Source organism: Colwellia sp. BRX8-5 (genome assembly GCF_014077325.1).
GTDB lineage: Bacteria > Pseudomonadota > Gammaproteobacteria > Enterobacterales > Alteromonadaceae > Colwellia_A.
In genome coordinates this window covers 152,471-176,076 of record NZ_JACGVR010000002.1, presented here as the reverse complement: position 1 = coordinate 176,076, position 23,606 = coordinate 152,471, and the positions used below count along the sequence as shown (strand labels likewise).

Below are 23,606 nucleotides of genomic sequence, written 5' to 3'. Positions count from 1 at the left end.
TATGAATCAAGCTTTCAACAATAGCAAAGAAGAAAATTTATTTTTTCTTAATTTTGCCAAAGAGCTAATTGATGAATCAATTTTGTTCATTGAACGTAATGATCTTTCTCCGCTGTGTATTCATATTGAATATTTACGAGTTCTATGTAACGACTTTGATTCTCGATTTGGAAAGTTACTTTCTGAAGACAAAATATGTGACGGTAATGAATCACTATTCCACAAATTCTGAAACGTAGCTAGCTCATCGTAGAACAAATTATACATTATTACTGGGGGCAGTAATACAGTCGGCTAATACTCAAAATCATAAAAGAGTTAACCTTCTGAGTTCAAGGATGAACTACTTTAATTTAATCCAGTAATAGATGTAAAAAAGGGAGAAAAACAACATGGATATAACAAATAACATCATATCAGAACCTTGTGAAATGTATTGTAGTAAATGTCCTTTAAGCTTCATTCGCAACGTGAAGTATGACGTATCAATTTCTACTACTGATCAATCAATTAATATCGAGAAACAAAATATAAAGTTTTCCAGCAGATCTTTTAGAGTGTTGTGTGCATTATTAAGGCAAAAAGAAAAAACATTGAGTTTCCATTATTTACAGCAATATGGCTGGCCAGATTCTAATGTTGTTAGAAATAACTTAACTGTTGCTATATCTGAAATAAGAACTCTCTTGAGGCATACGAATCTACGAATTGAAAATGTTAGAGGCCATGGTTACGTATTAACTACTGCAGATAGTGAGTCAATCTATAATGGGATCCAGTATGCATATATTAGATGAGTTTACTATTAATACACATGTATGGGGGGAAGTTAACATTGCCCCGAGGTTAGAGGCGATCATGACGACTATTGATGATTGCGAAAACGCTGAGCTGCTTTGTACTATAACACGTATAAATAGCGTCATACCACCCGCTATATTTTTTAAATGCTTAACCGAATACGAGCATGTTAAATTATTTAGGCTAATTCTAAGTAATATTGCAAAAGAGCCTAAAAATAGAAAATACCGAATTAGTCTTAATACTCCTATAGAAGTCATTCGAAATTTTAGCGAATTTTTCCCATTATTTAATAGTTTTGAGTATCAGAAATATGCCCTAGAAATATTAGAAAATGATGTCAATAAATTTGATTATTTTGAATTGGGGGTATTAGAAATAATAAATGATTTTCCAAATGTTAATCTATGGCTAGATGACTTTGGCACTAGTCAATCAAATTTCGACATCGTCAACTCAAATAAAATCACTTTTAGTGTTATTAAAGTATCCAAAGAACTTTTTTGGTCTCTATTACCTGAGGACCTATTATTTCTTGACAGTTTATTACGTTATTTAGCAAAACACCATAACGTTATCGTTGAAGGAATAGAGTCAAATAAGCATGTGGAGTTAGTTTCAAAAATTCCAAATGTACTGATGCAAGGGTATTATTTCTCACAAGCTAAGAAGACTATAAATGTATAGGGTAACTAAAGATAAAATCATCAAAGAATTTGAATTATTAACCCAATATATGAATGATGATGAATTATTGAAAATAAACCTTCACTTGCTGAAATTAGACGAATGTGCTGATGATGTTACAAAATTAGAACCAAGTTATCAGAGTTTATGTTTATTTTTAATGGAACTCGTTGTTCAAAAAAATAAAATATCAAAAATAAAAAATTCCAATGGAATAAACTTGATAACGGATGAAGAAAAATATTTTTTAAGTTCTTTATATGATTAGAGAATATAATGAAAGGTACATATTTACTTTAAATTATTGGTCTCCAAATAAGTATTATCTGTACCAGCCAATAAGTTGTTTTCATTAGTTTTTCCATCACCATAAATAATAAGTTGTTTAAAAAAACATGGGATTATTGACGAAATACAAGAACTATAAGCAACATTGGCTAATCCTTGGTAAAACTCAATATCGTTGATCAACAAGCAATCAAAATAATCTAATTCGTCTTTTTTAAGAGACAATATATTAAACCCAGTTAACCAAAGCTCTGTATTATATTCATTAGCCAATTTTTGTAATTGGCCTCTTTGAGTAGCAGTAAGTAAAGCTAGACAATTTGCAGTTATATTGATCACTAAATTAATACCGCTAGAGCTTTTAATTATTTGTACAAGTTTTTCGAAGCTGCAAAGCATTTTAGGCACTTTAATGTATAATGGAAAGGTGGTGTCTAGTATTAATTCAACTTGTTTGAAGATTTTTTCTAATGTGAGAATTACTTGAAAAATGTTTAAGCTATCTATGTATAAATCTAAAGAGATTTGCTCTGCTATATTGGTAATATAAAAAACTTCACAATATAAACAAACCTTATTGTTTTGTGTAGAGATACCGAATTTCTTTATAATAAAATCAGCATTCTTAATGGTAAATTCGAGTGTGTCTTCCATTTGATAAGTGTTTAATAAACATAAAAAAATATTTAAGCCTATTAAACATCATCTTTGATAAAAAAAAATTATTATAAAATTTATAATTTTAATCCGTAGCCCTCTTTACGATAGTTTTCAATTTTTATTAAAGAGCTGCTAAATGATATACGTAAATCATAAATTGCAACATTTAGGTTGTTTCCAACAACATCTGATTCAGGCCAAACATACTCACTGAGGAACTCTCTTGATAATATAGTTCCTGAATAACGTGTTAGCGCACACATTAATCGAAAGCCATGCTGGGTCAACTTATGTTGTTGGCCATTAACGTCAAATATTCTTCTATCTTGAGTTTCATTGATCCCTTGAACCGATAGCTTCTCATAAGGAAATAATGGACAATATTTACATCGATTATTGCAGGTATTTATAGATGTATTTTTTGTGAGAAAGTATTTACTTTGTTTTTCGATATCAGTTAAATCAATGAAAGTTAAACTACTCACAATACACCCCCACTATTAAATCAGTTGTGATAATAAAACTTCTTTCTTTCAAGGTGTTTGTGACTTCATATCGATTGTGTGAAAGCTTCTTTATAATTTTGACATATGACCCTTGTAAGGTTTTCACTCTTGTATCTATGGGAAATACGCCCATAAATTCAATCAATTTTCCAACTAATCTAGGATCTAACATCGTACCAGATACCTTAGTTAGCTCTGTAAGCGCAGAGTAAGTATCTAGTGCTTTTTTATAGTGCCGATTCCTCGTAAGGGCCTCGTATGTACAAACGACGGTTAACATTCGAGAATACAAGTTTATATTTCTCTTTGATAGGCCGCATGGGTAACCGTTACCATTATAATATTCATGATGCGAAGCAATAACATCACAAATAAAGTCAGGGAAATCTTCAGATTTTCGTATTAACGCGACACCTATATCTGTATGTGTATGTAAATGAAGTATTTCATTTTCAGATAATTTTTCCGCTTTATTAAAATGTATGGGTAAATTAATCATCCCGATGTCGTGTAACAAGGCTGCACAACCAAGCTCTAATAATTTATCTTTTTTGATGCCTATATATTTACATAAAGTAATATAAAGTATTAAAACCCGCACTGACTTTTGAGCTATTGTTGGCGCGTTACTCCGTATAGTATTTAAATATAAATAGGTGTTTTTATCAGCTAGCACTTGTATAACTAAATGATTAACCATTAATTGAATTTTATAAGAATTTATATATGCGTTTTTACTGATATTATTAAAAACTAAGTTGAGTAATTTGAATGAATGTTCGATTTTTTTGTGAGCAACTCTCTCATTTTCAATACTAAATGAATAATTCTCAATACGTTTGTGCGCATAGTTAACATTGGAATCAATATACACAAAATCACATAAATTACGTAATTTAGTTAATTGTTTTTCAGATTTTATAACAAAATTGTGCAGAATATAGGGGGTTTCTAACCAAGGACGGTCGAGTTTCACAACCTTCATCCCAATCTTGACGAGGTGTGTTTGTATTTTTTTCATAGTATCTTTTTTAATATCCATATTGACATTAATGTCAATAATAGTGAGTGAAATTCACCCAGTTTTTATTTAAAATTAGATACCATCCCATTGGTAATACGCCCATCCATTTGGCGAAAAAAATAATATATAAAAGATTGCTTTTAGTCAAATCTTTTTTATCTATTTTCATTTGAAAAAAATTAACAAGACACTCATCCTAAATTGAACAAGTTTTCCCTTTGTACTACGCTAAAGTAATCAAGCTACTTTATCTTAGGTGAGTTATGGCCACGCCAAGGAAGCAACAAATCAGTTTAGTAGACACACCTTATTACCATTGTGTGGCGCGTTGTGTTCGACGCGCTTTCTTATGTGGTGAAGATACCTTTTCAGGTCAAAGTTTTGAGCACCGGCGAGGTTGGGTGGAAGACAAACTGCATTTTCTAACGCAAGTCTTTGCGATTGAGGTTTGTGCCTATGCGGTGATGAGTAATCACTATCATGTGGTGTTATTTATTGATGAAGAAAAAGCGAAGCAGTGGACAATGACTGACGTACTTGTGCGTTGGCACCGCATACACAAAGGCACGTTACTGACCAAACAATATTGCAACGGTGACCGCTTAGCTCAACCCTTACTTGATGAGGTTAATGCAACCGCAGAGGTCTATCGAAAGCGCCTGATGAAAATCAGTTGGTTTATGGGGTATATTAATGAAAGTATTGCAAGAACGGCTAACCAAGAAGATAACTGCACCGGTAGGTTTTGGGAAGGACGCTTTAAATCCCAAGCGTTATTAGATGAAGCAGCGTTAGCGTCTTGTATGGCCTATGTTGATTTAAACCCTATTCGAGCCAATATCGCAAAGACACCAGAGAGCTCAGCCCACACAAGCATAAAACGTCGTTGTAAAGAGGCAAAAAAGGGCCAGCAGCCCAAGACCCTGCTTTCCTTTATTGGTAACCCCAGGAAAAACATGCCAAAGGGCCTACCTTTTGAACTCGCCGACTATCTTCAATTAATTACGTTAACTGGCCGTTGTATTAGCGGAGATAAACGGGGTTTCATCGAACAAAAACAACCAGAGATACTCAAGCGATTAAATATTTCAGCGGTCAACTGGTTAATCATCACCACCGAATTTAGAACACAATTTCATGGTGCCATCGGCCACGAAGATGTGCTGAGTGATTACTGCGAGCATCAACAATTAAAGCGACGACATAATTTAAGCCATTGCAATAAACTCTTTGCTTGAAGACATTAAAAGAGGTGTGAATTATTAATTAATGACTTTGGGTGAATAACCTTGCCAAAAAATTGTTATTTTGGGAGAAAATTGACTACATCTTTCTTTAACACACGAATATATTGTCAAAATATCTCTTATAGGTGAGGACTCCATAAATGTTGAAGTATATTTGTCATCTATTTAGCTTTTTAGCATGAGTGTCATATTAATTATTATATTAATTATGAGTGTCATTTTAATTACTTTTTGATTTTTACCGTGAGTGTCTATAAATCAATGGTTTAATGCCTCACTAGTTGTGCTGAATTCCTCGTAACTTTTGTTTCATAAAATCGATAAAAATGCGGTTCTTATTGGGTAAATATTTACTTTGTACATACTGCAAACAAATATCACCTTGGTAATTGCCTTGTAACCGCCAATCTTCCAAAAGTGGAATGAGCTTGCCACTGCTAATGCCCTGTTGCGCGATATAATCAGGCAGAGAGCCAATACCAAAGCCCTGTTCAATAGCGTCTCGACGCATTTCACTGTGGTTAAGTAAATATGAACCAGTGACTTGTACGCTTGTTTGTTGATTTTTTTGACTAAATCGCCACCGGCTATCTGACATATTTTCACCTAAGCAAAGACAGGGTAAATTTTTTAAATCGTCGGGGTGTGTTGGTAGCGGATGTTTAGCTAGAAAATCAGGACTGGCACATAACACTTGTTCACTGCGACCAATTTTAACGTTGACCAAAGCTTCAATCGGGCTGTCATTGATATGAATTAAGAAATCAACACCGTCATGAATAGGGTCTAAAATCCGGTCGGTTACTTTTAAATGCAATTGAATATCAGGGTAGCACTTTAAAAACTCAACAAAGAGTGGTCGCAATACGCGATTGGCGAGTGATTTTGGTGCTGCCACTCTCAACAAGCCACTAACTGTCGATGTTGTCGAGCTACTGGCATTAACGGCTTGCTCTGCAGACTCTATCATCTGTTTACAATAATTAAAGGTTAATGTTCCAGACTCAGTTAACGCTAGTTGCCGTGTAGTGCGTTGTAATAGCTTTATGCCTAAAGCATCTTCTAATCGGCTAATTTGGCGACTTACCGCTGAAGGTGTTACCCCAAGTTTTATTGCCGCTTTACTAAAGTTGCCCTGCTCAACGACAGTTACCAAAATAGCCATATCAGATAATAAAGGGATTAGTTTATTTGTGTCCATCAAGCACAAGTCCTTTTACAAATAGGTGTATTGTTTTAAATTTCTCATAGATTAACATAGCTGCACAGTAACAAGTGAGTTGTTATGAGACTATTTTAAATGATGAGAGAGAAATATGGAGTTGTTAATAAGTACTTACATGACAGAAATTATTGCGGTAAGCACCATCGCTATTTTTATGGCTATGTTGCCTGGTGCTGATTTTGTCATGGTGACTCGCACGAGTATCTATAATGGCCGTTTATCGGGGTTATATATGAGTTTAGGTATGTGTTTATCAGTTTGTATACATGCTAGCTATTCGATTGCAGGATTAGCGGTTGTGATTGCAAACTCCGCCTGGTTATTTGCGACAATCAAATATTTAGGAGCGGCTTACCTTATTTATATTGCCTGGCAGTTATTAACAACACGTGATCTGTTAAATAATGATCACAACAATCAAACAGCAGCAATGTCGCCTTTTAACGCGATGCGTCGAGGCTTTACCTGCAACATCTTAAATCCGAAAACATCTATCTTCTTCTTAAGTATTTTTACGCAAGTTGTTTCTGTAGATACTCCGCTAATAATGCAAGTAAGTTATGGGATAATTATTATGTTGGCTCATTTTATTTGGTACAGCGGTGTGGCGTTATTGTTATCACACCCTAATATAATGCCTCGTTTCAATCGTCACAAACACAAAATAGATAAAGTCGCAGGATTCATATTGATGATAATTGCTATAAAGCTCATTTTAATGAACGCTGTTTAAGTAAAAATTTCTCAGGCGTTTATTTAGGTCTGCCAACTTATATCAGCTTTTCAGTGATTTACCCTCGCAGTAATTTCGCTGGCAACCATAGGTTTGGTCATGCCGTAATCTTGAGCTAAATTACATCGCCTTTCTATAAGAGCTGCGCGATGTTCTATCGTTTCTTTGGCCTCACTTTACGTTTGAATGATTTAGCTAAGCCATCATCGTGATGAACTTTTTTATTGCTAAATGAAGCTTAATGACTGTTATTTTAAATAATACAATGAATTCAACTGGTTGATGAGATGGGTGTGTCAGATTTATTTACATATTTACTCTAATGTTATTTTTTGTTTTATATAACCAATTGAAATATATCCTATTTAATTTGTTGGCCTGTTATTTGCTTTGCTGGGGTATGATTATTGTTTTAATAATTATCTCCCAGATTTAATTGAAATAAATTTAAAGGCACAAAAAATGAAAATGAATTTTTTACCATTAGTACTATTAACAACTGCTCTTACTTTACTTACGACTACCGCCAGCGCAAGTTTAATTCTTGGCACAGGAACTGAGGCATTAGTGGGTGGTGATTTAACTGATCCAGAGAATGACGGTCTTGCTAATTCGAATGTAAACTATAATGCAATGTTTCGTTCTAGTATAGAACCTGCCTTTGGCAATGGAGAGAGTGCATTTAATGTATTTGATAACATTTTATCATCTGGTAACGCCAAGTGGTGTTGCGATGGTGGTAATGTATGGGTAGAAGCTGATTTTGGTACAAATCGTTACATTCTTGATAAATTCACACTTTCTTCTGCAAATGATGTTCCTAACAGAGATTCCGATCAGTGGAGTATCTTAGGCTCAAATGACGGAATCAACTATACGTCTATTTATTCTTATGACGTAGCAGGAAGCTCTATTTGGGGGGCAACACGCTTTGAAGTTATTCAGTTTTCAAATGCTGATGATTATAACGTTAATACGGCATATAGTATTTTCCGTTACCAATCAACTTCGGTTGTAAGCGGCAATAATCACCAATTAGGTGAAATTGAGTTTTTTGGTACTGCTGCTGTTAATGATTCTGCTGTTAATGTTCCTGAACCAACTACCCTGGCAATTTTTGCGTTAGGTCTAATTGGCTTAGCGTCGCGTCGCTTTAAGAGCTAACTATAATAGTGTAAACGTTCTTAGTTATATAAAAACATCAATTGTAATGATTGGTGTTTTTTTGCTTTTGTAGGTTCAGTTAAGTTTGTTCTAACTTAACTAATGTCTTTTTATTATTACAATTATAGTTACTGATAACTATTTACACTTTGCAGGCGTTCTTTTTGTGTAATATTTTATATTAAGCAAATTGGCTTATTAAACCTCTCAAGTTTGATTTAAGTCATTAATAGCATTACATTGATTATACATGGCTAAAAAATAAACATATTTATGGATTAAATGTGGCTGAATCTTTGATATCAGAACTGAAAAGGCGAAATGTTTTCAAGGTTGGGATTGCCTACCTTGTACTTGCTTGGGTTGTTGTTCAAATCACGTCAATTGCTGTTCCGGCATTACACTTGCCTAATTGGATAAATACTGCGGTATTTTTTTTTGGTCTTATTGGTTTTCCTTTTGCCCTTTTTTTTGCTTGGGCGTTTGAAATAACTCCCGACGGTATCAAGCTTGAATCCGCCATATCATCTGGAGATTCTACTGCTGCTCTTACGGGTCGTAAATTAGATTTTATCATTATTGGCCTTATGGCAATTGCCTTGATTTACTTTATTTATGAGAGTCGTTTTCAATCACCAACGGCTTTAGTCTTGCCAACAGAACAAGCTGAAGTTATTGCCCAAGTTTCCATCAAAGTTAATGCAAATAATCCATTAATATCAGAGCCAAAGGGTACCTCGATTGCTGTACTTCCTTTTGTAAATATGTCTTCTGATAAAGAACAAGAATACTTTTCAGATGGTATTTCAGAAGAAATATTAAATGTATTAGCAAAAATACCGAAACTACAAGTAACCTCTCGTTCATCGGCGTTTGCCTATAAAGATACTAAGATTAATATTTCGGAAGTTGCTAAAATTTTGGGTGTAAAAAACGTACTCGAAGGCAGTGTGAGAAAGTCGGGTGTAAGAGTGCGTATAACCGCTCAGCTCATCAATGCTGAAACAGATAAACACTTGTGGTCTGAGTCATATGATCGCGAGCTTGATGACATCTTTCAAGTACAAGATGAAATATCAGCAGAAATTGTCGATGCACTGAAGGAAACCTTAGGCATATCATTAGTTAAGACAGTATCTTCTGCGCAAACTATCAACCCTAAAGCTTATGATTTATATCTGCAAGGTCTAAGGGGACTTCATACCTATACCTTTGAAAGTTTAGATAATGCCGCTGCTGCTCTTGAGTTAGCAACAGATATTGCCCCCGAATTTTTGATGGCGCGCATTAAGCTGGCAGAAACATATGCTCGTCAAATTATTACGGGTAGTCGCTTTGATTGGCTAATACTTGATAAGGCAGAAGCGCTAATTAAAGAAGTACTTAGCATTAATCCAAACTCTGCTGAAGCTTATTTTGTTCGGTCATTAATTATAAAAACAGATCGTAAGTTACGTAATCAGTATGCAAAAGAAGCTTATCGGCTAAATCCTAATAATGTCGACATTATCATAAGGCATGCACAATCAAATGGTGCTGAAATGGGAGAAGATAACGCCAGGGCTTTATTTGAAAGGGCTCAAAAAGTTGACCCACTTAATGCTGATTTACCGTATTTTTTTGCAGTATATTTAGTACAAACATTACAAAAATATTCAGAAGCGGAACAAACGCTTAAACAAGCTATTAAGGTTAACCCGAAGAATACTTTTTATCCTTTTTATTTAGGACAAATATATGCACAGCATATGGGGCAAATTGTTGATGCTATTAAGCTGGCTGAAAATGGTGCAAGGTTAGACCCTAACGACCCTTATTTTCCTCAAGCACTTTCGATCTACTATTTATCTTTGGGATCTGGTCTTAAGTCTCTTGAATATGCAGAAAAGGCAATGTCGATTAATGCCAATAACGCTGAAATTATCAATCAAAAAGTGAACAGTCTTATTTATCTTGGGCAAACCGCTAAAGCGTTAATACTCATTAACGATACCATAGCCGATGTTAATACGGTATATCCCAGTACACAACTCAAAGAGCGCTTTATTACTGGTGCCATATACTTATTACTCAAGCAGCAAAAATTTACCGATGCAGAGGCATTGATTAATCTTCATATCCCGGGGATAAATGAATGGGTTAATCACCCCCCCCCCGCAACATTGAATGCTATAGAAAATGTAAATGGCATTTTGCTACTTGCCCGTGTTTATAAAGCACAAGGTCAGTTAGCCAAAGTTGAAAAGGTTGTTGAGAGAGTAAAGGGACGAGATGAGTCTTTTTATCTTACAGGTCAAGCACGCTTGTTGGGTATTGAATACATGAACCTTGCTATCAGTAGCTCACTCGAAAATAACGATGAGCAGACGATTAAGTACCTCGAAGCTGCCATTGATAATGGTTATTTATATAATTGGCGTTCTAACTTATTACAATCACCTTATTTTATCGATCTAGCGCAACAGCCAAGGTTTACGGCATTAATAGGACGATTAGAAACTGAAATGCTAAAACAAATAACGGTACTTAAGCAATAGTTAAGATTTTGATATAACGATATTTATACTCTTGTCTGTATAGAGTGCAGTATTTCTATAGTTAAATCAGAAGTTTTTGTGGCAGAACGTTTGGTTTATGGCTGATATCACTAAGGCGAAATCAGCCATATAATCGCAATGTGATTGGTACAGTGCGAATAATGCGATTTTTTTATTCTTCTTGCAATGCAATAGCAGCCATTTTCATAGTACTTTCAAAGACTTTGCTTCTGCTATAAACAGGCTATTTAAGCTACAAAACATTTGGTTTTTCTGTGTTTTTTATGTTTCTTGCAATGCAATAGCAGCCATTTTCATAGTACTTTCAAAAGTCTCTGCTCCGGCTATGAACAGGCTATTTAAGCTACAAAACATTCGGTTCTTCTGTGTTTTTTATTCTTCTTGCAATGCAATAGCAGCCATTTTCATAGTACTTTCAAAAGTTTCTGCTCCGGCTATAAACAGGCTATTTAAGCTACAAAACATTTGGTTTTTCTATTGTTGTTATTCTTCTTGCAATGCAATAGCAGCCATTTTCATAGTACTTTCAAAAGTCTCTGCTCTGGCTATGAAAAGGCTATTTAAGCTACAAAACATTCGGTTCTTCTGTTGTTTTTATTCTTCTTGCAATGCAATAGCGGCCATTTTCATAGTACTTTCAAAAGTCTCTGCTCTGGCTATAAACAGGCTATTTAAGCTACAAAACATTTGGTTTTTCTATTGTTATTATTCTTCCTGCAATGCAATAGCGGCCATTTTCATAGTACTTTCAAAAGTTTCTGCTCCGGCTATGAAAAGGCCATTATGACAGAACATTGCATCGTCAATACCGGTTACGGCTTTTAGCGCATCATCAGATAAGCCAGCCCATGCTTGAGGTAGTGATTTTCTATCTTCGAATGAACCCGGTTCAACAGGCACTGTTTGAATTCTCCAAGGACCAGAACCAGAAGGATAAACCATATATAAAGCTTGTGCAGACAGAGCATGAACGGTTCTTTTCCATGGCGTATATTTATCTAAAACAATCACTCTTGGATCTTCTGCATTCTCAATCGCTTTAGCGACAATTTCTTTTGCACTAATTCCGCCATTTGCAGAGGCAATAAATCGTGTCAAAATACGTGTCGCAAACTCAACCGCCTCATCAAAACAGCTATCAAAGTGACTATCTTCTTGCCAAGTAGGGTTGAACATTGAAATCGTTTGGCTAAGGCTAATACCTTGGTTTATACCTTTAGAAGCGCCTTCGGTATAGCCACAATCAATAGCGTCAATTGTTGAAACTAGCCCTGCATCAACAGCGTTAGCTACGTCTTGGTTACCCTGACATATTTCTAAGCCATATTTCTGCCAAACCAAGCCAAATGAAGAATAAGGAATTCCATTTTCGCGCTCACCGGCACCACCACGCTGATGGTGATCGAATCGACCTGCATCAGCGTTATATTCACCACCAACATCAATAACAAGATCTGCTTTACCGATAACCTCTAAATTGCGTGTGCGTATGAGGTTAAAGTTAGGAAAAATGTGCTTAAGAGCAGCGATACTAAACACGTCATCTGCATGAAAATTACCGTTGTGAGTTGCTATAGTTATATCATTCATTTTTTATATCATTTTAGAAAGGAATAAGAAGATGTTGCTAGTTAACTTCACTATTTTGACTGGCCGATTTGGGACAACGTCAAGGTGTAGAAATTATAAGGCAGATTCTATACGAAGACAGCTCACAAAAATAGTGGGCTTTTAATAACACTAGTTTTCAATAGCGGTGCAAAAATCAATAAAGAACAATAATATCCTTGTTAATAATGTTGATTGCATCTGCGTTTAGCTAAGGGGGAATGGTAGGGGGTATTTTCTAAATTGGGATTAAAACGCATCATCTTCGCTGTAAACATTAACATCAAGATCACCGTCCATGCTTTCTGAAACTAAAAAAATTATTGGTTTACAGCAAACTTGGCAATCTTCAATATATTGCTGGTCTACGTCGGCTGAATCAATGAGTACTTTAATTGTTTCGCCACAATAAGGACATCCTATGCGCTTTTTAGTCAATTGATTCAATTGTTACGGTTTCCTATAATTGTCAGTAATATAATCATTTATTATCGAGAGTTATTTTAAATGATAGGTGGGAAAGGTGTAATGATAAAGCCATATTCAAGCATAACTCAACGCTATGCCTGAATACTGGTAATTAACCAAAATGATTAAAAACGATTTTGTTACCATCTAAATCACGAAAGTAAGCACCATAAAATACGTCAGGTATACGCTGCCCTGGTTCTCCATCACAAGTCGCACCTAAGGCAATGGCTTTATGATACATTTCATCGCACTGCTCTTTTGAGCCCGGCGCAATAGCAAGCATATTGCCGTTACCACAGTTTTGAGGCGCTTCATTATAAGGTACACAAATAGCGAGCATGGGCTCTTTCATACTTTTACCAATAAATATAATGCGTTCCATTTTTATTAACGTTTTAGCGCCTATAGGTGCCAAGAGTTCATTATAAAAGGCTTCTGATTTTTCTAAATCGGTTACACCGATGGTGGCATAGCTAAGCATATCCATTCCTTTTTAATTATGATTAAGGTGATTCATTTTAAGTAGAATGTTAACTACAACAGGTTAACCAAATCATGTCAATAACGCTTGTTTATTCAGATATTATGGGATGGATTTATAACTCGTACAATATGATGAATATTAACTATTTTAATAACGTGGCTAACTATTTATTGGTATTTAGCAATAATTTTCTCAATGCTTTTATTATCAATCATTTGTTGTAATGCTTTATTTAATCTTGGTAAAAGTTCAAGTTTTGTTGGGTGTACACGCATCATAACTTCTACCGAGCTCACCACGTCTCCCACGACAATATCACTTAAAGTTGGAAGATGTCTTTTCATATATTGTATTGAGGATTTACTGATAAAAATTTGGTCAACACGTTCAGCCAACAATTGCTTAATGAGCAAACTTTCTGATTTATTTAATACCTTGTTGATGTCATTATTGGTAAAGGATGCCTCAAACCTAGGATAAGTAAAGCCTCTAACTATGCCTACTTTGTGTCCAAATAAATCTCTTGGTCCTTTTACTTCAAATTCATCACCAGAGCGAAAAACAATCACTTCTTCAACACGTTCATAGGCAATGGAATACAAACCTATTTCTTTTGAATTACTGCGCCAAATAGGGTTGATTCCGGGTTCAATATCAACACGGCCAAGGTCAAATTCAAGCATAGCTCTAGCGGCTGGCATTTTAACCATTATAAAAGTATCGCCGGTAATTTCTCCTATTTGGTGAAACATGTCGGCAAATATGCCTGATATTGTAGCCTTGCCTTGTTGATCTATTGTAGAGATATTGTGTGGAGGATTGGCAGGATCGTAAGAAATCACCTTATAGGTATCAGCGATGAGTGGCCATGATGTGATAAGAAGGATATTAATAAAGCATAACTTTATTTTACAACGTAGAGTCATTTTACTTTCTTTTCAATCGGTGATCTTACAATAAACATAGCAGAATATAGGTAGTTAAGGGAATAAATCTCATGGTGAAATTATAAATATTTAATGGGTTTTAATCCTGCTAAGTTTGTGGTGCTATGGCAGACAGCTTAATCGTTATAAGGTGAACTGATTGAACTGTATCGCCAAAGTGATACTGCGAAATAATAGTAATCTTCGCTAAAGCTTAGCTAATATAGCCATATTTTCAAGTTGTCGTTTTTTAAGTGATTGAAATAATGATAAAATATATAAGGAATAAACTTTGCAAGATAGCATTTTTATTTAATGAATAATGAGACAACCTAACCATGAATATAAACCTTTGGGTATTTTTAAGTATCGCTGTGATTTTTTTAGTGAGTTTTTTAATTATTTTGGTATTAAGTACCAATAAAAAGAAAATAAAAGAATTAGAAGTAGAAGCGTTGAAATTAGAAAAAGCTAATTTAGAGACAGAAGTCGCGGCAGCGGTTAATAAAACACTGGGTGACCAATTAAGTCGAATAGAGGTATTGGAAGCTATCGTTACCGATAAAAACTACAACCTAAACGAAAAAATAACTCGATTATAAAGAGTAATACGATTAATTTTTTCTGATACATTAATCGTATAAAATATTGATGTATTAGCGGTTAAGACAGACTGACCAGCAGATAAAATAGGCGATCAGCTAATCGCCATAGAAGGATGCAAATTTCTGGCTGTCGGTATACTAAACTAAAACATTAATGAATAAGCCCAAAGGGAGTAATTGCCTTTAATACTCCTAATAAGGATGGTTCAGAATATTCACTGAGTTTGTTGCTAGAATAAAATCTTTGGTTAATCTTTTAGGCCAATTTTTTCTAATAAAACCATCATAGGGCACCATTTAGTAAATGATGACTGTATTAAGTTGACCGCAATAAAAGCAGTAAACCATAACCAGTTTATTGATAATGTTACGGTTAAAATAAGTGAAATAAGTATCATTGTGCCTGCTATTAGTCTTAATGCATCGTTCTTAGTCATGGTAACTCCGTGATATTGGTATGGTTAAATTAGTATTACAGTAGATTATATTAGGTTTTATTAAATTAGCAAACACTAATGTATGTTGTTGGCGCAAGTTATGGTGGTTATGCGGCGGCCATGGCAGCGGTAAAAACACCTGACTTATTTCGGTGCGCCGTCAGTTTTGCCGGAGTGAGCGACCTTTGAAATATTGTTTTTAAGAGTCGTTACTACACTAATAAGAAATTTGTAGAACACCAAATGGGTAAAGATGTTGACAACTTAATCGCCCACTCACCCTTTTATCAGGCAAAGCGAATTAATATAGCTATGTTATTAATCCATGGTGCCAGCGATACCGTGGTTAATGTTCGTCAAAGCCAAAGATTTTACCAGAAGCTATTAGACTTAAATAAGCCAGTTGAATATATTGAATTGGCAGACGGCGACCACTATTTGTCTATTCAGCGCAATCGACACAAAGCTTTTACAGCCATTGCCGAATTTTTTAAACAACATTTAGTCAGCCTAAAGTGATGATGTATTCTTAATATAAAATAGGCAAAAGAGCTTAATTATGAAAATTTTATTTTTGGCTAATAAAGATTTAGCGAGTAATTTTGCACTGAATAAACTGCTACCAGAGGTCTGTAAACACCATGACGTTCATCTGTGGTTATCAGCAAAAGTAGGCAAAAGCAGTGTGATACCAACACCATTAAAGACGCTAAAGTTTTTCGAGCAAGACTTGTTTAACCAACTGCTAAGTCCGCTAATTCCTAAGACTAAAAGTAATAACGATAGCTATAAAACTTTTGATGGCTTTAGCGTCTTTTTAAATTCAGCGATTCGAGACGTCAAGCAAATTAATTCGCCTGAGATGATTAATGATTTGAAAGAGTTGGCGCCCGAACTTATTGTTTCAATACGCTTTGGTGGCATCCTAAAAGAAAAGGTTATTAATATTCCTACCAAAGGCATTATTAATCTGCATTCTGGCATATTACCTAAGTATAAAGGTGTGATGGCGACGTTTTGGGCAATGAAAAATAACGACGATAAAATAGGTACGACACTGCACACCATTGACGATGGTTCGATAGATACAGGAAAAATAATCAAGACTTCTACCACACTAGTTAATAGAGAGAAATCTTATTTATGGCATGTGCTTGAGCTTTATAAGCAAGGTGCAACCGATATATTAGCGGCTATTGAAACACTTGAAAATGACGAGTTACTTTGTTCTCAGCCACAAGAAAAGAGTGCTAGCTATTTTACCTTTCCAAATAAAAATGAATGTCTAGACTTTGAACAAAGTGGTTTTAAAATCACCGATGAGCAAGAGTACATTGAATTTATACAACAACATTACCTGTAAGTATAAATTTTAGTTTAACTAATATGTTGTTGCAAATAAAAGGGGGAGCATTAATAATGCTCCCCCCTTTAGTCTTTACCATTAATATAATCGCTAATTTATGACGTTCTAAGGATTATAAACAACATCCAAGCTTACACCACTAGCAGCTGAATAGCCGTAAATACCGATATGCCAAGTGTCTGCTACAGGGCTGGTAAATGAACAAACTTCATTATTGCCACCTTTGTATGGGCGACAATCATAAGTTGATGATGTTGGCTGTGCGCCACGTCGAATATATAAATCAGCATCACCAGTACCACCACTCATCGTGAAGTCTAATGTTGCCATGCCGGCTGGTACGTTAATGGTGTAATAAGTCCATGCTTGACGAGCGACACTAATATCCGTTAAAGATGCACTGCCACCCGTTGCTCCGCCACCTGTTGTAGGTTCAGTAAAGCTACCTGTTAAGTTAACACCAGAGAAAGCTGAGTAGGCAACAACTTTCACATAATAAGTGCCCGCTTGTGCCGTACTAATAGGACAACTTTCACTATTACCACCAGCATAAGGACGACAGTCATAGCTAGTACTTGTAGGTGCTGAACCAAATTTAACATATAAATCAGCATCACCTGTTCCACCAGCCATATCAAAGGTTAGGTCTGTTGCACCCGCTGGAACTTCCATTGTAAAGCTAAGTTCAGTACTTGAAGCTAAGCCAGTTTTGGTTGTGCCATTACTTAATACATCATCACCAGTTGGTGGCGGTGGTGGTGTTACGCTACCACCACAAGTTGTAGCTAATGCATCAGACGCTGCTTTTGCTTGTACTAAGCCAAAACCTGTCTTGTCATCGCGGCCAGCAACATCAAGATCAATAGCCGTTGATTTTAATGCACTTCGAACTTCGTCAGCGCTACAATCAATGTTATTACTCCAAACAATCGCTGCAACACCTGTAACATGAGGCGTAGCCATTGAAGTACCGTTGTAATAAGCATAGTTTTGCGAGCCGTTAACCGTTAACGTTGCCGCACTGCCTAACTGCGTCAATAATTGCTGACCCAACGCACGACTAACCGAAACACTGGGCACTGAAACAGCGTTAGTAGAATCAACTAAGAATGGATTTTGTAAACCAGGACGAGTACTGTCACTATAAACAATAACACCAGAGGCACCTGCATCAGCACAAGCTTTAGCTGGGTTTATTTCGGGGTAATTACTGCCTTTTTGGTTGTCATTACGTTCTGCTAAACAAATATTACCAGCAACATTACTACAGCTGTAGCTACTTCCTGAAAGTGTACAACTTGCTAAAACACCGTTCGCACTGCTATCTACATTGCTTACGATGAAGCTACCACCACTTTCAATGTAATGAGTTTGTGGCACAATATCATTAGCATAAGTTGTTGAACCTAAGTTAATAAAACCTAAGCGACCATCGCCAGCAACGGTTGATAAAACAGCTTCACCAGGCGCAGAAATTTCAACTTGTGGTGTGTATTGAGAAAACTCAGCATGTTGATTGTTGCTATCAAGTGCGCCAACAGCCATAACAGCGTCATAAGAAGCAGGGTAAGATAATGTGGTATTGCCATCATTACCTGAAGCGGCAACTAATAATACGCCAGAATCAGCAGCGGCTTGTAATGCGTTTTTCTCAGTAACACTTGAACCTGCACCACCTAAACTCATGTTAATAACTTTTGCGCCATTATTTACACAAGTATCAACTGCATCACTTAACTCGCCAACATAACCCCAACCAGCTTCATTAAATACTTTAACAATATGCAGATTTACATTGGTGTTCGGCATAATACCAACAACACCTTCACTGTTATTAACACCAGCAATAGTACCTGCTACGTGAGTACCGTGAGATCCCCCGTTTTGATACCAATTTCCAGTACCTGAGTTATTGGTACCTGAAGCATTGTTAGCATTTAAATCAGGATTTGCCTGTTCATAACCAGAATCAATAATACACACGGTCATATTTGCGCCGTCGTTATCAGTTAATTGGTCTGATTGTGTTTGTGCTATACCCCAAGGTTGATTTTGCGCCATTAAAAAGCGTTTGTAATCAGGCTCAATGAACTCAATTGATGAGTCCTTTTTCATGCGGTTGATCATGGTTTTCACATCTTTAATGTTCTTTTCTTTACCAAAAGAAATAATGTGATGACCATTTTTCAAAATCTTTTCGTGTTTTAACGATAAGCCTGCTTTTTTCGCTAATCCTGGTGGGATTGCTTTTCCGTTTTTCTTGTTTTTATATTTAACAATTAAACGATCAGTAAAATCCTGCTTTTCGAGCATTTGTTGTGCACGCCAATCAGCAAAACTTAATGTTGTTGATTGGGCAGATTCCATTCCGCTTTTATTTACTTTATTAATTTTAGCTTGGCTCGCATAACTTGCCGCGCTAGTTACGGTTAGAATAGATAAGGCTACTGCACTGAGTGCAAGGCGTTTGTTATTTCTCATCTGATATAAACTCCATCGTTTATTTTTACGTTTAATTTGAACGTTTGCCTAGGCTACCTTCAACGTATTTTATTATGTATTGCTTTAGTGGGTGAAAACCCATTGCAAAAATAATGGCTTGTTTGCGATATTTTATCTAGCAAACCACAGACTGTTTTTCATAGTAAAGCGACAAGTTGTTTTTTGTTTTTTTGGTTATCTACATGAAAAAATAGGTTTTATTTTTATTTTGTCGTTTTTTTTCGAAAAGCTGTCGCTATTTTGCTAGGGAATATTTTCTAACTTGATATTATCGAATTATGCAAGATGCACGATACTGATTTAACAAAGATAAATAAGTCATCATCAAGATAGTAAGGACTGCTCAATAAAATAAAACATAACGTTGATCATAAAAATAATATAAACAACGTCCCTATATATAAGAGAGAGTAGAACATATGAAAGCTTCTAAATTTACGACATCAATTATTGCTTTAGCCGTTACCGCAGCATTTTCAGCACAAGCTGCCGATGATCGATACATTATTAAAGTAGACGAAAGTAAAAAAGGCCTTGTTAAAGCTCTCGCTAAAAAATTAGGCGGCGAATTAAAAGTTGACGGCAAAGGTTTTATCGCTGCTTCATTCGCTGGTAAAGACTTAAGCCAAGTTAAAGGTTTATTAAATAACCCACATATTCAAATGATCGAAGAAGATCAACGACGTGTACCACTTTCTGTATATAGTGATACTGCAGGCAACCCTGCTACAACTCAACTTACTCCTTATGCGGTTGTTCAATCTCAAGCTGACCAAGTTAACTTTAACGCTGGCGCAGGTATGAAGGTATGTGTTATCGATTCAGGTTTAGATCGCTCTAACCAAGATTTTATTTGGAACAATATCACAGGTACTAATGATTCAGGCACAGGTAACTGGGATGAAAACGGTGGCCCACACGGTACTCACGTAGCCGGTACCATTGGTGCTGCAGATAACGGTTTTGGTGTTGTTGGTATGGCACCTGGCGTTGATATGCATATTGTTAAAGTATTTAACGAAGCAGGTTGGGGATACTCTTCTGATTTAGCTTATGCAGCAAATATTTGTTCTGGCGCTGGCGCGAATATCATCAGCATGAGTTTGGGTGGTGGTGGTGCAAACAGCACTGAAGAGAACGCCTTTAAAGCATTTACAGATGCTGGCGGTTTAGTTGTAGCGGCAGCAGGTAACGATGGTAACAATGTTCGTTCATTCCCAGCAGGTTACTCTTCAGTAATGATGATTGGTGCTAACGACAATAACAACGCTATTGCAGACTTCTCACAATTTCCAAGCTGTACAGCTACTTCAGGTAGAGGCAAAAATGCAACGACTGTCACAGACGAAACTATTTGTGTTGAAGTAACAGCTGGTGGTGTCGATACATTATCTACTTACCCGGCAGGTATGGCAACTAGCGCTTCAATGAGTGCTGATGGCGTTGCTTTTGCTTCCTCTGCAATGGAGAACTCAGGGGCAGTTTCAGGTAATACTTACAACATGGGTACTGCAGAGTCTACTGATTCAGGCGCAAACGGTATGGTTTGTGTTATAGAGCGTGGCGTTATTTCTTTCCATGATAAAGTGAATAACTGTGAACTTTCAGGCGGTATCGGTGCGGTTCTATATAATAACGAACCTGGTATGCTATATGGTACTTTGGGAGACACTAACGCAACTAGCATTCCTGCAGTAGGGGCTTCTCAAGAAGATGGAGCAGCGTTATTGGCAGCAAATACAGTTGATATTAACATTGGAGCTAGCGATTACGGTTTCATGAGCGGTACTTCAATGGCAACACCTGCAGTATCTGGTATTGCTGCGCTAGTTTGGTCTAATCATAACGGTTGTACGGGTACAGAAATTCGTGATGCACTAAAATCAACAGCGGAAGATAACGGCGCAACAGGTCACGATGACTACTTTGGTCACGGTATCGTTAAAGCAAAAGCGGCTAGCGATTACTTAACCGCTAATGGTTGTGGTGGTGGCGTTGTTACTCCTCCTCCAGTAGAAGGTGGCGATATCACTGCTGACGCATCAGGATACAAGGCTAAAGGTAAAAACAAAGTTGACGTAACTTGGTCAGGTGCAGCTACTGCAAGTGTCGATATTATCCGTAATGGTTCTTTAAGAACAACAACGGCAAACGATGGTGCTTATACCGACAGCTTTAGAACTTCTGGTTCGTTTACATATAAAGTTTGTGACCAAGGAACTAGTAATTGTTCTACGGAAACGACAGTTAATTTCTAGATTTATACGTTATTAATACAAGGAAGTAGTCTTATTAACTAGTTGATATCCAGTTCATTATTTGAGCTGGATATTTTTATTTTAGTAATGTGTAATAATTTGTAGTTATATGTATATACTCATAAGTTATTACAGGTTGGGTCCAGTTTAGTTTATGTTCACAATCAATGTGTATTTTGTAACTAATTATTAAAAATTGTTTAAATGTACAATTGTTTAAATTTAAATTACAAACATTAAGTTAAATTACCCTGACGTTTTTAAAAGATGTAACGGGAAAAGGGGATAAAATTTTGAATATTTCTGTAAAAAACATTATAAAACCACTCTCACTTTTAGGTCTTATCAGCGTAGCTGTTTGGCTGATCCATACAACAATTAATAAAAATGTAGATGCACAAAAGCAATCGTACATTATTTCTTCAAATAACTATCAATTATTGCAAACAGAATTAGTAACGCTAAACGTTCAACCAACGCATCAATTAACTATTATCAATGCTGTTGCCGTTTCTCTTAATATTGAACAGTTAGCTCAGTTACATGCACAGTTAGATATTCAAGTTACGCAAAATCATCATGTAGAAATGTCTGGTGGTAATGCCTGGGGCAAGCGCAAATGGCAGCCAAAGTCTGTCGTTAATGACTTAATTGAGGCCTCTGCTGCTCATTCGGCCTACAATTTTGGCGATGGTGTAACTATTGGTTTTTTAGATACAGGCCTTGATCAATTAGAAGGAACATCTTCAGGTTTATCTACTGATTTATATGGTCGGGATAAGTTCTGGGGAACTTATGATGCGGTTAATAACAATATCAGTAATTATAGTAATGAAGAAAGTGGCCACGGTACGCATGTCGCCAGTATTGCTGGCAATGCAGATTACGACGCTTACGGTAAAGTGTATGGTGTTGCGCCGAATGCTGCATTAGTTGGGATTAAAGCCTTTGATGCCGAAGGCAAGGCGACCTATGCAGACGTTATTCGTGGCATAGATTGGGCGCTACAAGTTAAAGATCAAATCAATTTAAAAGTATTGAACATGTCGTTCAGTGGGCCAGCTCGTTCATACTATTGGGAAGACCCACTTAACCAAGCAGTAATGAAAGCATGGCAAGCAGGTATTGTTGTTGTTGCTTCTGCCGGTAACAGTGGTCCAGACCCTATGACAATCGGCGTTCCAGGCAATGTACCTTATATTATTACCGTTGGTGCGATGACTGATAATTATACTGCTGATTATGCAGCTGACGACAAAGTAGCTACTTTTAGCGCGGCAGGCCCAACAGTTGAAGGTTTTGTTAAACCAGAAATTGTTGCGCCAGGCGGACACTTAACAGGTTTAATGGCTTTTGATACTCAAATCGTTCAGGAGCATCCAGAATTTCATGACGGCGGACGTTATTTTGAAATGTCAGGTACATCGCAAGCTGCTGGCGTGGTTTCTGGTGTAGTGGCATTAATGTTGACCCAAGATCCCACGTTAACTCCTGACGAAGTGAAGTGTCGCTTAATGGACAGTGCGCATGCCGCATTCGATAATAACGATGAGCTCGCTTATAGCGTATTTCAACAAGGTTCAGGCATGGTTAATGCTGCTGACGCATTAGCGAGTAACGCTTCAGCATGCGCTAATCAAGCATTAGATATCGCACAAGACATCGCAGGTAATGAGCATTTCTTTGGCCCTGCAAACATCAATGAAGATGGAAACTTCTATGTTGAAGGTTTAGGTGATGAATATATCTGGAAATTAGATGAAAGCAACCTTGATGGAGACACGGTTATCTGGAGAATGAATTTTACTGAAAATGCTTTAGATTGGAAAAATACCGCGTCTACGGATACTGTGATCTGGCGAATGAATGTCGAAACAGACACGGTTATCTGGAGAATGAATGTCGAAATGGATACTGTTATTTGGAGGATGAGCGTCGCTAATAGTTCTACTAATATCGGTGTTAATAATTGGGTTGAACAACAATAACTTAATTACCCTCAAGCCACTGCTTATAGAGTGGCTTTTTTTAATACCTTTATTCCATACTGTAAATT

At 36.3% G+C, this 23,606-nt stretch carries 22 protein-coding genes and 2 pseudogenes; 13 read left to right on the top strand and 11 right to left on the bottom strand.

Annotated elements, in window-relative coordinates; all coding sequences use genetic code 11:
* Position 1 precedes the first annotated feature (1 nt).
* From H4J62_RS02315 to H4J62_RS02300, 4 genes are all read left to right on the top strand, one after another.
* On the top strand, positions 2 to 232 hold the full coding sequence (locus H4J62_RS02315; protein ID WP_182214494.1) for a hypothetical protein: 231 nt from the start codon (positions 2 to 4) through the stop codon (positions 230 to 232).
* Positions 233 to 392: 160 nt separating this feature from the next.
* The gene (locus H4J62_RS02310) at positions 393 to 797 is read left to right on the top strand and encodes a helix-turn-helix domain-containing protein (protein ID WP_310733507.1); all 405 of its coding nucleotides are present in this window, start codon (positions 393 to 395) and stop codon (positions 795 to 797) included.
* Complete coding sequence (locus H4J62_RS02305; RefSeq protein WP_182214493.1) at positions 781 to 1,488, top strand: EAL domain-containing protein; 708 nt, start codon at positions 781 to 783, stop codon at positions 1,486 to 1,488. The genes H4J62_RS02310 and H4J62_RS02305 overlap by 17 nt, the downstream gene beginning before the upstream one ends.
* A complete protein-coding gene (locus H4J62_RS02300) occupies positions 1,481 to 1,756 on the top strand; it encodes a hypothetical protein (RefSeq protein WP_182214491.1) in 276 nt (91 codons plus the stop codon). The genes H4J62_RS02305 and H4J62_RS02300 overlap by 8 nt, the downstream gene beginning before the upstream one ends.
* Before the next feature lie 23 nt (positions 1,757 to 1,779).
* Here the strand turns inward: H4J62_RS02300 and H4J62_RS02295 are convergent, their stop codons facing one another.
* The 3 genes from H4J62_RS02295 to H4J62_RS02285 all read right to left on the bottom strand — a co-directional run bounded on the left by H4J62_RS02295 (position 1,780) and on the right by H4J62_RS02285 (position 3,963).
* Complete coding sequence (locus H4J62_RS02295; RefSeq protein WP_182214489.1) at positions 1,780 to 2,430, bottom strand: hypothetical protein; 651 nt, start codon at positions 2,428 to 2,430, stop codon at positions 1,780 to 1,782.
* An 80-nt stretch (positions 2,431 to 2,510) separates the two neighbouring features.
* The gene (locus tag H4J62_RS20610) at positions 2,511 to 2,921 is read right to left on the bottom strand and encodes a winged helix-turn-helix domain-containing protein (protein ID WP_182214488.1); all 411 of its coding nucleotides are present in this window, start codon (positions 2,919 to 2,921) and stop codon (positions 2,511 to 2,513) included.
* Positions 2,914 to 3,963: an HD domain-containing phosphohydrolase gene (locus H4J62_RS02285; RefSeq protein ID WP_182214486.1), complete on the bottom strand. Its 1,050-nt coding sequence runs from the start codon at positions 3,961 to 3,963 to the stop codon at positions 2,914 to 2,916. The genes H4J62_RS20610 and H4J62_RS02285 overlap by 8 nt, the downstream gene beginning before the upstream one ends.
* 266 nt (positions 3,964 to 4,229) lie before the next feature.
* Here H4J62_RS02285 and H4J62_RS02280 point away from each other — a divergent pair, with 266 nt between their 5' ends.
* The gene (locus H4J62_RS02280; RefSeq protein ID WP_182214484.1) at positions 4,230 to 5,204 is read left to right on the top strand and encodes a transposase; all 975 of its coding nucleotides are present in this window, start codon (positions 4,230 to 4,232) and stop codon (positions 5,202 to 5,204) included.
* Between the two features lie 286 nt (positions 5,205 to 5,490).
* On the opposite strand, the gene H4J62_RS02275 is transcribed toward H4J62_RS02280, so the two are convergent.
* Complete coding sequence (locus tag H4J62_RS02275; RefSeq protein WP_182214483.1) at positions 5,491 to 6,414, bottom strand: LysR family transcriptional regulator; 924 nt, start codon at positions 6,412 to 6,414, stop codon at positions 5,491 to 5,493.
* Between the two features lie 115 nt (positions 6,415 to 6,529).
* On the opposite strand from H4J62_RS02275, the gene H4J62_RS02270 reads away from it, so the two are divergent.
* From H4J62_RS02270 to H4J62_RS02260, 3 genes are all read left to right on the top strand, one after another.
* On the top strand, positions 6,530 to 7,171 hold the full coding sequence (locus H4J62_RS02270; protein ID WP_070375462.1) for a LysE family translocator: 642 nt from the start codon (positions 6,530 to 6,532) through the stop codon (positions 7,169 to 7,171).
* Between the two features lie 462 nt (positions 7,172 to 7,633).
* On the top strand, positions 7,634 to 8,335 hold the full coding sequence (locus H4J62_RS02265) for a PEP-CTERM sorting domain-containing protein (protein ID WP_070375463.1): 702 nt from the start codon (positions 7,634 to 7,636) through the stop codon (positions 8,333 to 8,335).
* 284 nt (positions 8,336 to 8,619) lie between these two features.
* Positions 8,620 to 10,872, top strand: coding sequence for a hypothetical protein (locus tag H4J62_RS02260; RefSeq protein ID WP_182214481.1), 2,253 nt, complete (start codon positions 8,620 to 8,622; stop codon positions 10,870 to 10,872).
* A 393-nt stretch (positions 10,873 to 11,265) separates the two neighbouring features.
* On the opposite strand, the pseudogene H4J62_RS20715 reads toward H4J62_RS02260, so the two are convergent.
* The 5 genes and pseudogenes from H4J62_RS20715 to H4J62_RS02240 form a co-directional block, all read right to left on the bottom strand.
* A pseudogene (locus H4J62_RS20715) lies at positions 11,266 to 11,358 on the bottom strand (MYG1 family protein); the annotation flags it as partial.
* 240 nt (positions 11,359 to 11,598) lie between these two features.
* A complete protein-coding gene (locus tag H4J62_RS02255; RefSeq protein ID WP_182214480.1) occupies positions 11,599 to 12,483 on the bottom strand; it encodes an MYG1 family protein in 885 nt (294 codons plus the stop codon).
* 267 nt (positions 12,484 to 12,750) lie between these two features.
* Positions 12,751 to 12,948, bottom strand: coding sequence for a CPXCG motif-containing cysteine-rich protein (locus H4J62_RS02250; protein ID WP_070375466.1), 198 nt, complete (start codon positions 12,946 to 12,948; stop codon positions 12,751 to 12,753).
* Between the two features lie 133 nt (positions 12,949 to 13,081).
* A complete protein-coding gene (locus H4J62_RS02245) occupies positions 13,082 to 13,453 on the bottom strand; it encodes a VOC family protein (protein WP_070375467.1) in 372 nt (123 codons plus the stop codon).
* A gap of 170 nt (positions 13,454 to 13,623) precedes the next feature.
* A complete protein-coding gene (locus H4J62_RS02240; protein WP_182214478.1) occupies positions 13,624 to 14,382 on the bottom strand; it encodes an ABC transporter substrate-binding protein in 759 nt (252 codons plus the stop codon).
* A gap of 338 nt (positions 14,383 to 14,720) precedes the next feature.
* On the opposite strand from H4J62_RS02240, the gene H4J62_RS02235 reads away from it, so the two are divergent.
* A complete protein-coding gene (locus H4J62_RS02235) occupies positions 14,721 to 14,984 on the top strand; it encodes a hypothetical protein (RefSeq protein ID WP_070375469.1) in 264 nt (87 codons plus the stop codon).
* Between the two features lie 251 nt (positions 14,985 to 15,235).
* On the opposite strand, the gene H4J62_RS02230 is transcribed toward H4J62_RS02235, so the two are convergent.
* On the bottom strand, positions 15,236 to 15,424 hold the full coding sequence (locus H4J62_RS02230; RefSeq protein WP_182203383.1) for a DUF2892 domain-containing protein: 189 nt from the start codon (positions 15,422 to 15,424) through the stop codon (positions 15,236 to 15,238).
* Positions 15,425 to 15,502: 78 nt separating this feature from the next.
* Between H4J62_RS02230 and H4J62_RS02225 the strand changes: the two are divergent.
* Positions 15,503 to 15,943, top strand: a pseudogene (locus H4J62_RS02225) (alpha/beta hydrolase family protein).
* 40 nt (positions 15,944 to 15,983) lie between these two features.
* Entirely contained in the window at positions 15,984 to 16,787 is an 804-nt protein-coding gene (locus tag H4J62_RS02220; protein WP_182214476.1) for a formyl transferase, read from the top strand.
* Positions 16,788 to 16,895: 108 nt separating this feature from the next.
* Here H4J62_RS02220 and H4J62_RS02215 read toward each other — a convergent pair whose 3' ends face one another.
* The gene (locus tag H4J62_RS02215; protein WP_182214474.1) at positions 16,896 to 19,271 is read right to left on the bottom strand and encodes a S8 family serine peptidase; all 2,376 of its coding nucleotides are present in this window, start codon (positions 19,269 to 19,271) and stop codon (positions 16,896 to 16,898) included.
* Positions 19,272 to 19,711: 440 nt separating this feature from the next.
* Between H4J62_RS02215 and H4J62_RS02210 the strand changes: the two genes are divergently transcribed.
* The gene (locus H4J62_RS02210; protein ID WP_182214473.1) at positions 19,712 to 21,550 is read left to right on the top strand and encodes a S8 family serine peptidase; all 1,839 of its coding nucleotides are present in this window, start codon (positions 19,712 to 19,714) and stop codon (positions 21,548 to 21,550) included.
* 293 nt (positions 21,551 to 21,843) lie between these two features.
* Positions 21,844 to 23,538 (top strand): S8 family peptidase, encoded by a 1,695-nt coding sequence (locus H4J62_RS02205; protein WP_259364763.1) that lies wholly within the window; start codon positions 21,844 to 21,846, stop codon positions 23,536 to 23,538.
* The last annotated feature ends 68 nt before the right edge of the window (positions 23,539 to 23,606 follow it).

Excerpts from the sequence above, each read along its gene's own strand:
- H4J62_RS02315 (WP_182214494.1), top strand. The coding sequence starts at position 2 with ATGAATCAAGCTTTCAACAATAGCAAAGAAGAAAATTTATTTTTTCTT.
- H4J62_RS02265 (WP_070375463.1), top strand. The coding sequence starts at position 7,634 with ATGAAAATGAATTTTTTACCATTAGTACTATTAACAACTGCTCTTACT.
- H4J62_RS02215 (WP_182214474.1), bottom strand. The coding sequence starts at position 19,271 with ATGAGAAATAACAAACGCCTTGCACTCAGTGCAGTAGCCTTATCTATT.
- H4J62_RS02255 (WP_182214480.1), bottom strand. The coding sequence starts at position 12,483 with ATGAATGATATAACTATAGCAACTCACAACGGTAATTTTCATGCAGAT.
- H4J62_RS02245 (WP_070375467.1), bottom strand. The coding sequence starts at position 13,453 with ATGCTTAGCTATGCCACCATCGGTGTAACCGATTTAGAAAAATCAGAA.
- H4J62_RS02275 (WP_182214483.1), bottom strand. The coding sequence starts at position 6,414 with ATGGACACAAATAAACTAATCCCTTTATTATCTGATATGGCTATTTTG.
- H4J62_RS02210 (WP_182214473.1), top strand. The coding sequence starts at position 19,712 with ATGAAAGCTTCTAAATTTACGACATCAATTATTGCTTTAGCCGTTACC.
- H4J62_RS02270 (WP_070375462.1), top strand. The coding sequence starts at position 6,530 with ATGGAGTTGTTAATAAGTACTTACATGACAGAAATTATTGCGGTAAGC.
- H4J62_RS02220 (WP_182214476.1), top strand. The coding sequence starts at position 15,984 with ATGAAAATTTTATTTTTGGCTAATAAAGATTTAGCGAGTAATTTTGCA.
- H4J62_RS02280 (WP_182214484.1), top strand. The coding sequence starts at position 4,230 with ATGGCCACGCCAAGGAAGCAACAAATCAGTTTAGTAGACACACCTTAT.
- H4J62_RS02240 (WP_182214478.1), bottom strand. The coding sequence starts at position 14,382 with ATGACTCTACGTTGTAAAATAAAGTTATGCTTTATTAATATCCTTCTT.
- H4J62_RS02305 (WP_182214493.1), top strand. The coding sequence starts at position 781 with ATGCATATATTAGATGAGTTTACTATTAATACACATGTATGGGGGGAA.
- H4J62_RS02300 (WP_182214491.1), top strand. The coding sequence starts at position 1,481 with ATGTATAGGGTAACTAAAGATAAAATCATCAAAGAATTTGAATTATTA.
- H4J62_RS02230 (WP_182203383.1), bottom strand. The coding sequence starts at position 15,424 with ATGACTAAGAACGATGCATTAAGACTAATAGCAGGCACAATGATACTT.
- H4J62_RS02295 (WP_182214489.1), bottom strand. The coding sequence starts at position 2,430 with ATGGAAGACACACTCGAATTTACCATTAAGAATGCTGATTTTATTATA.
- H4J62_RS02235 (WP_070375469.1), top strand. The coding sequence starts at position 14,721 with ATGAATATAAACCTTTGGGTATTTTTAAGTATCGCTGTGATTTTTTTA.
- H4J62_RS02285 (WP_182214486.1), bottom strand. The coding sequence starts at position 3,963 with ATGAAAAAAATACAAACACACCTCGTCAAGATTGGGATGAAGGTTGTG.
- H4J62_RS02310 (WP_310733507.1), top strand. The coding sequence starts at position 393 with ATGGATATAACAAATAACATCATATCAGAACCTTGTGAAATGTATTGT.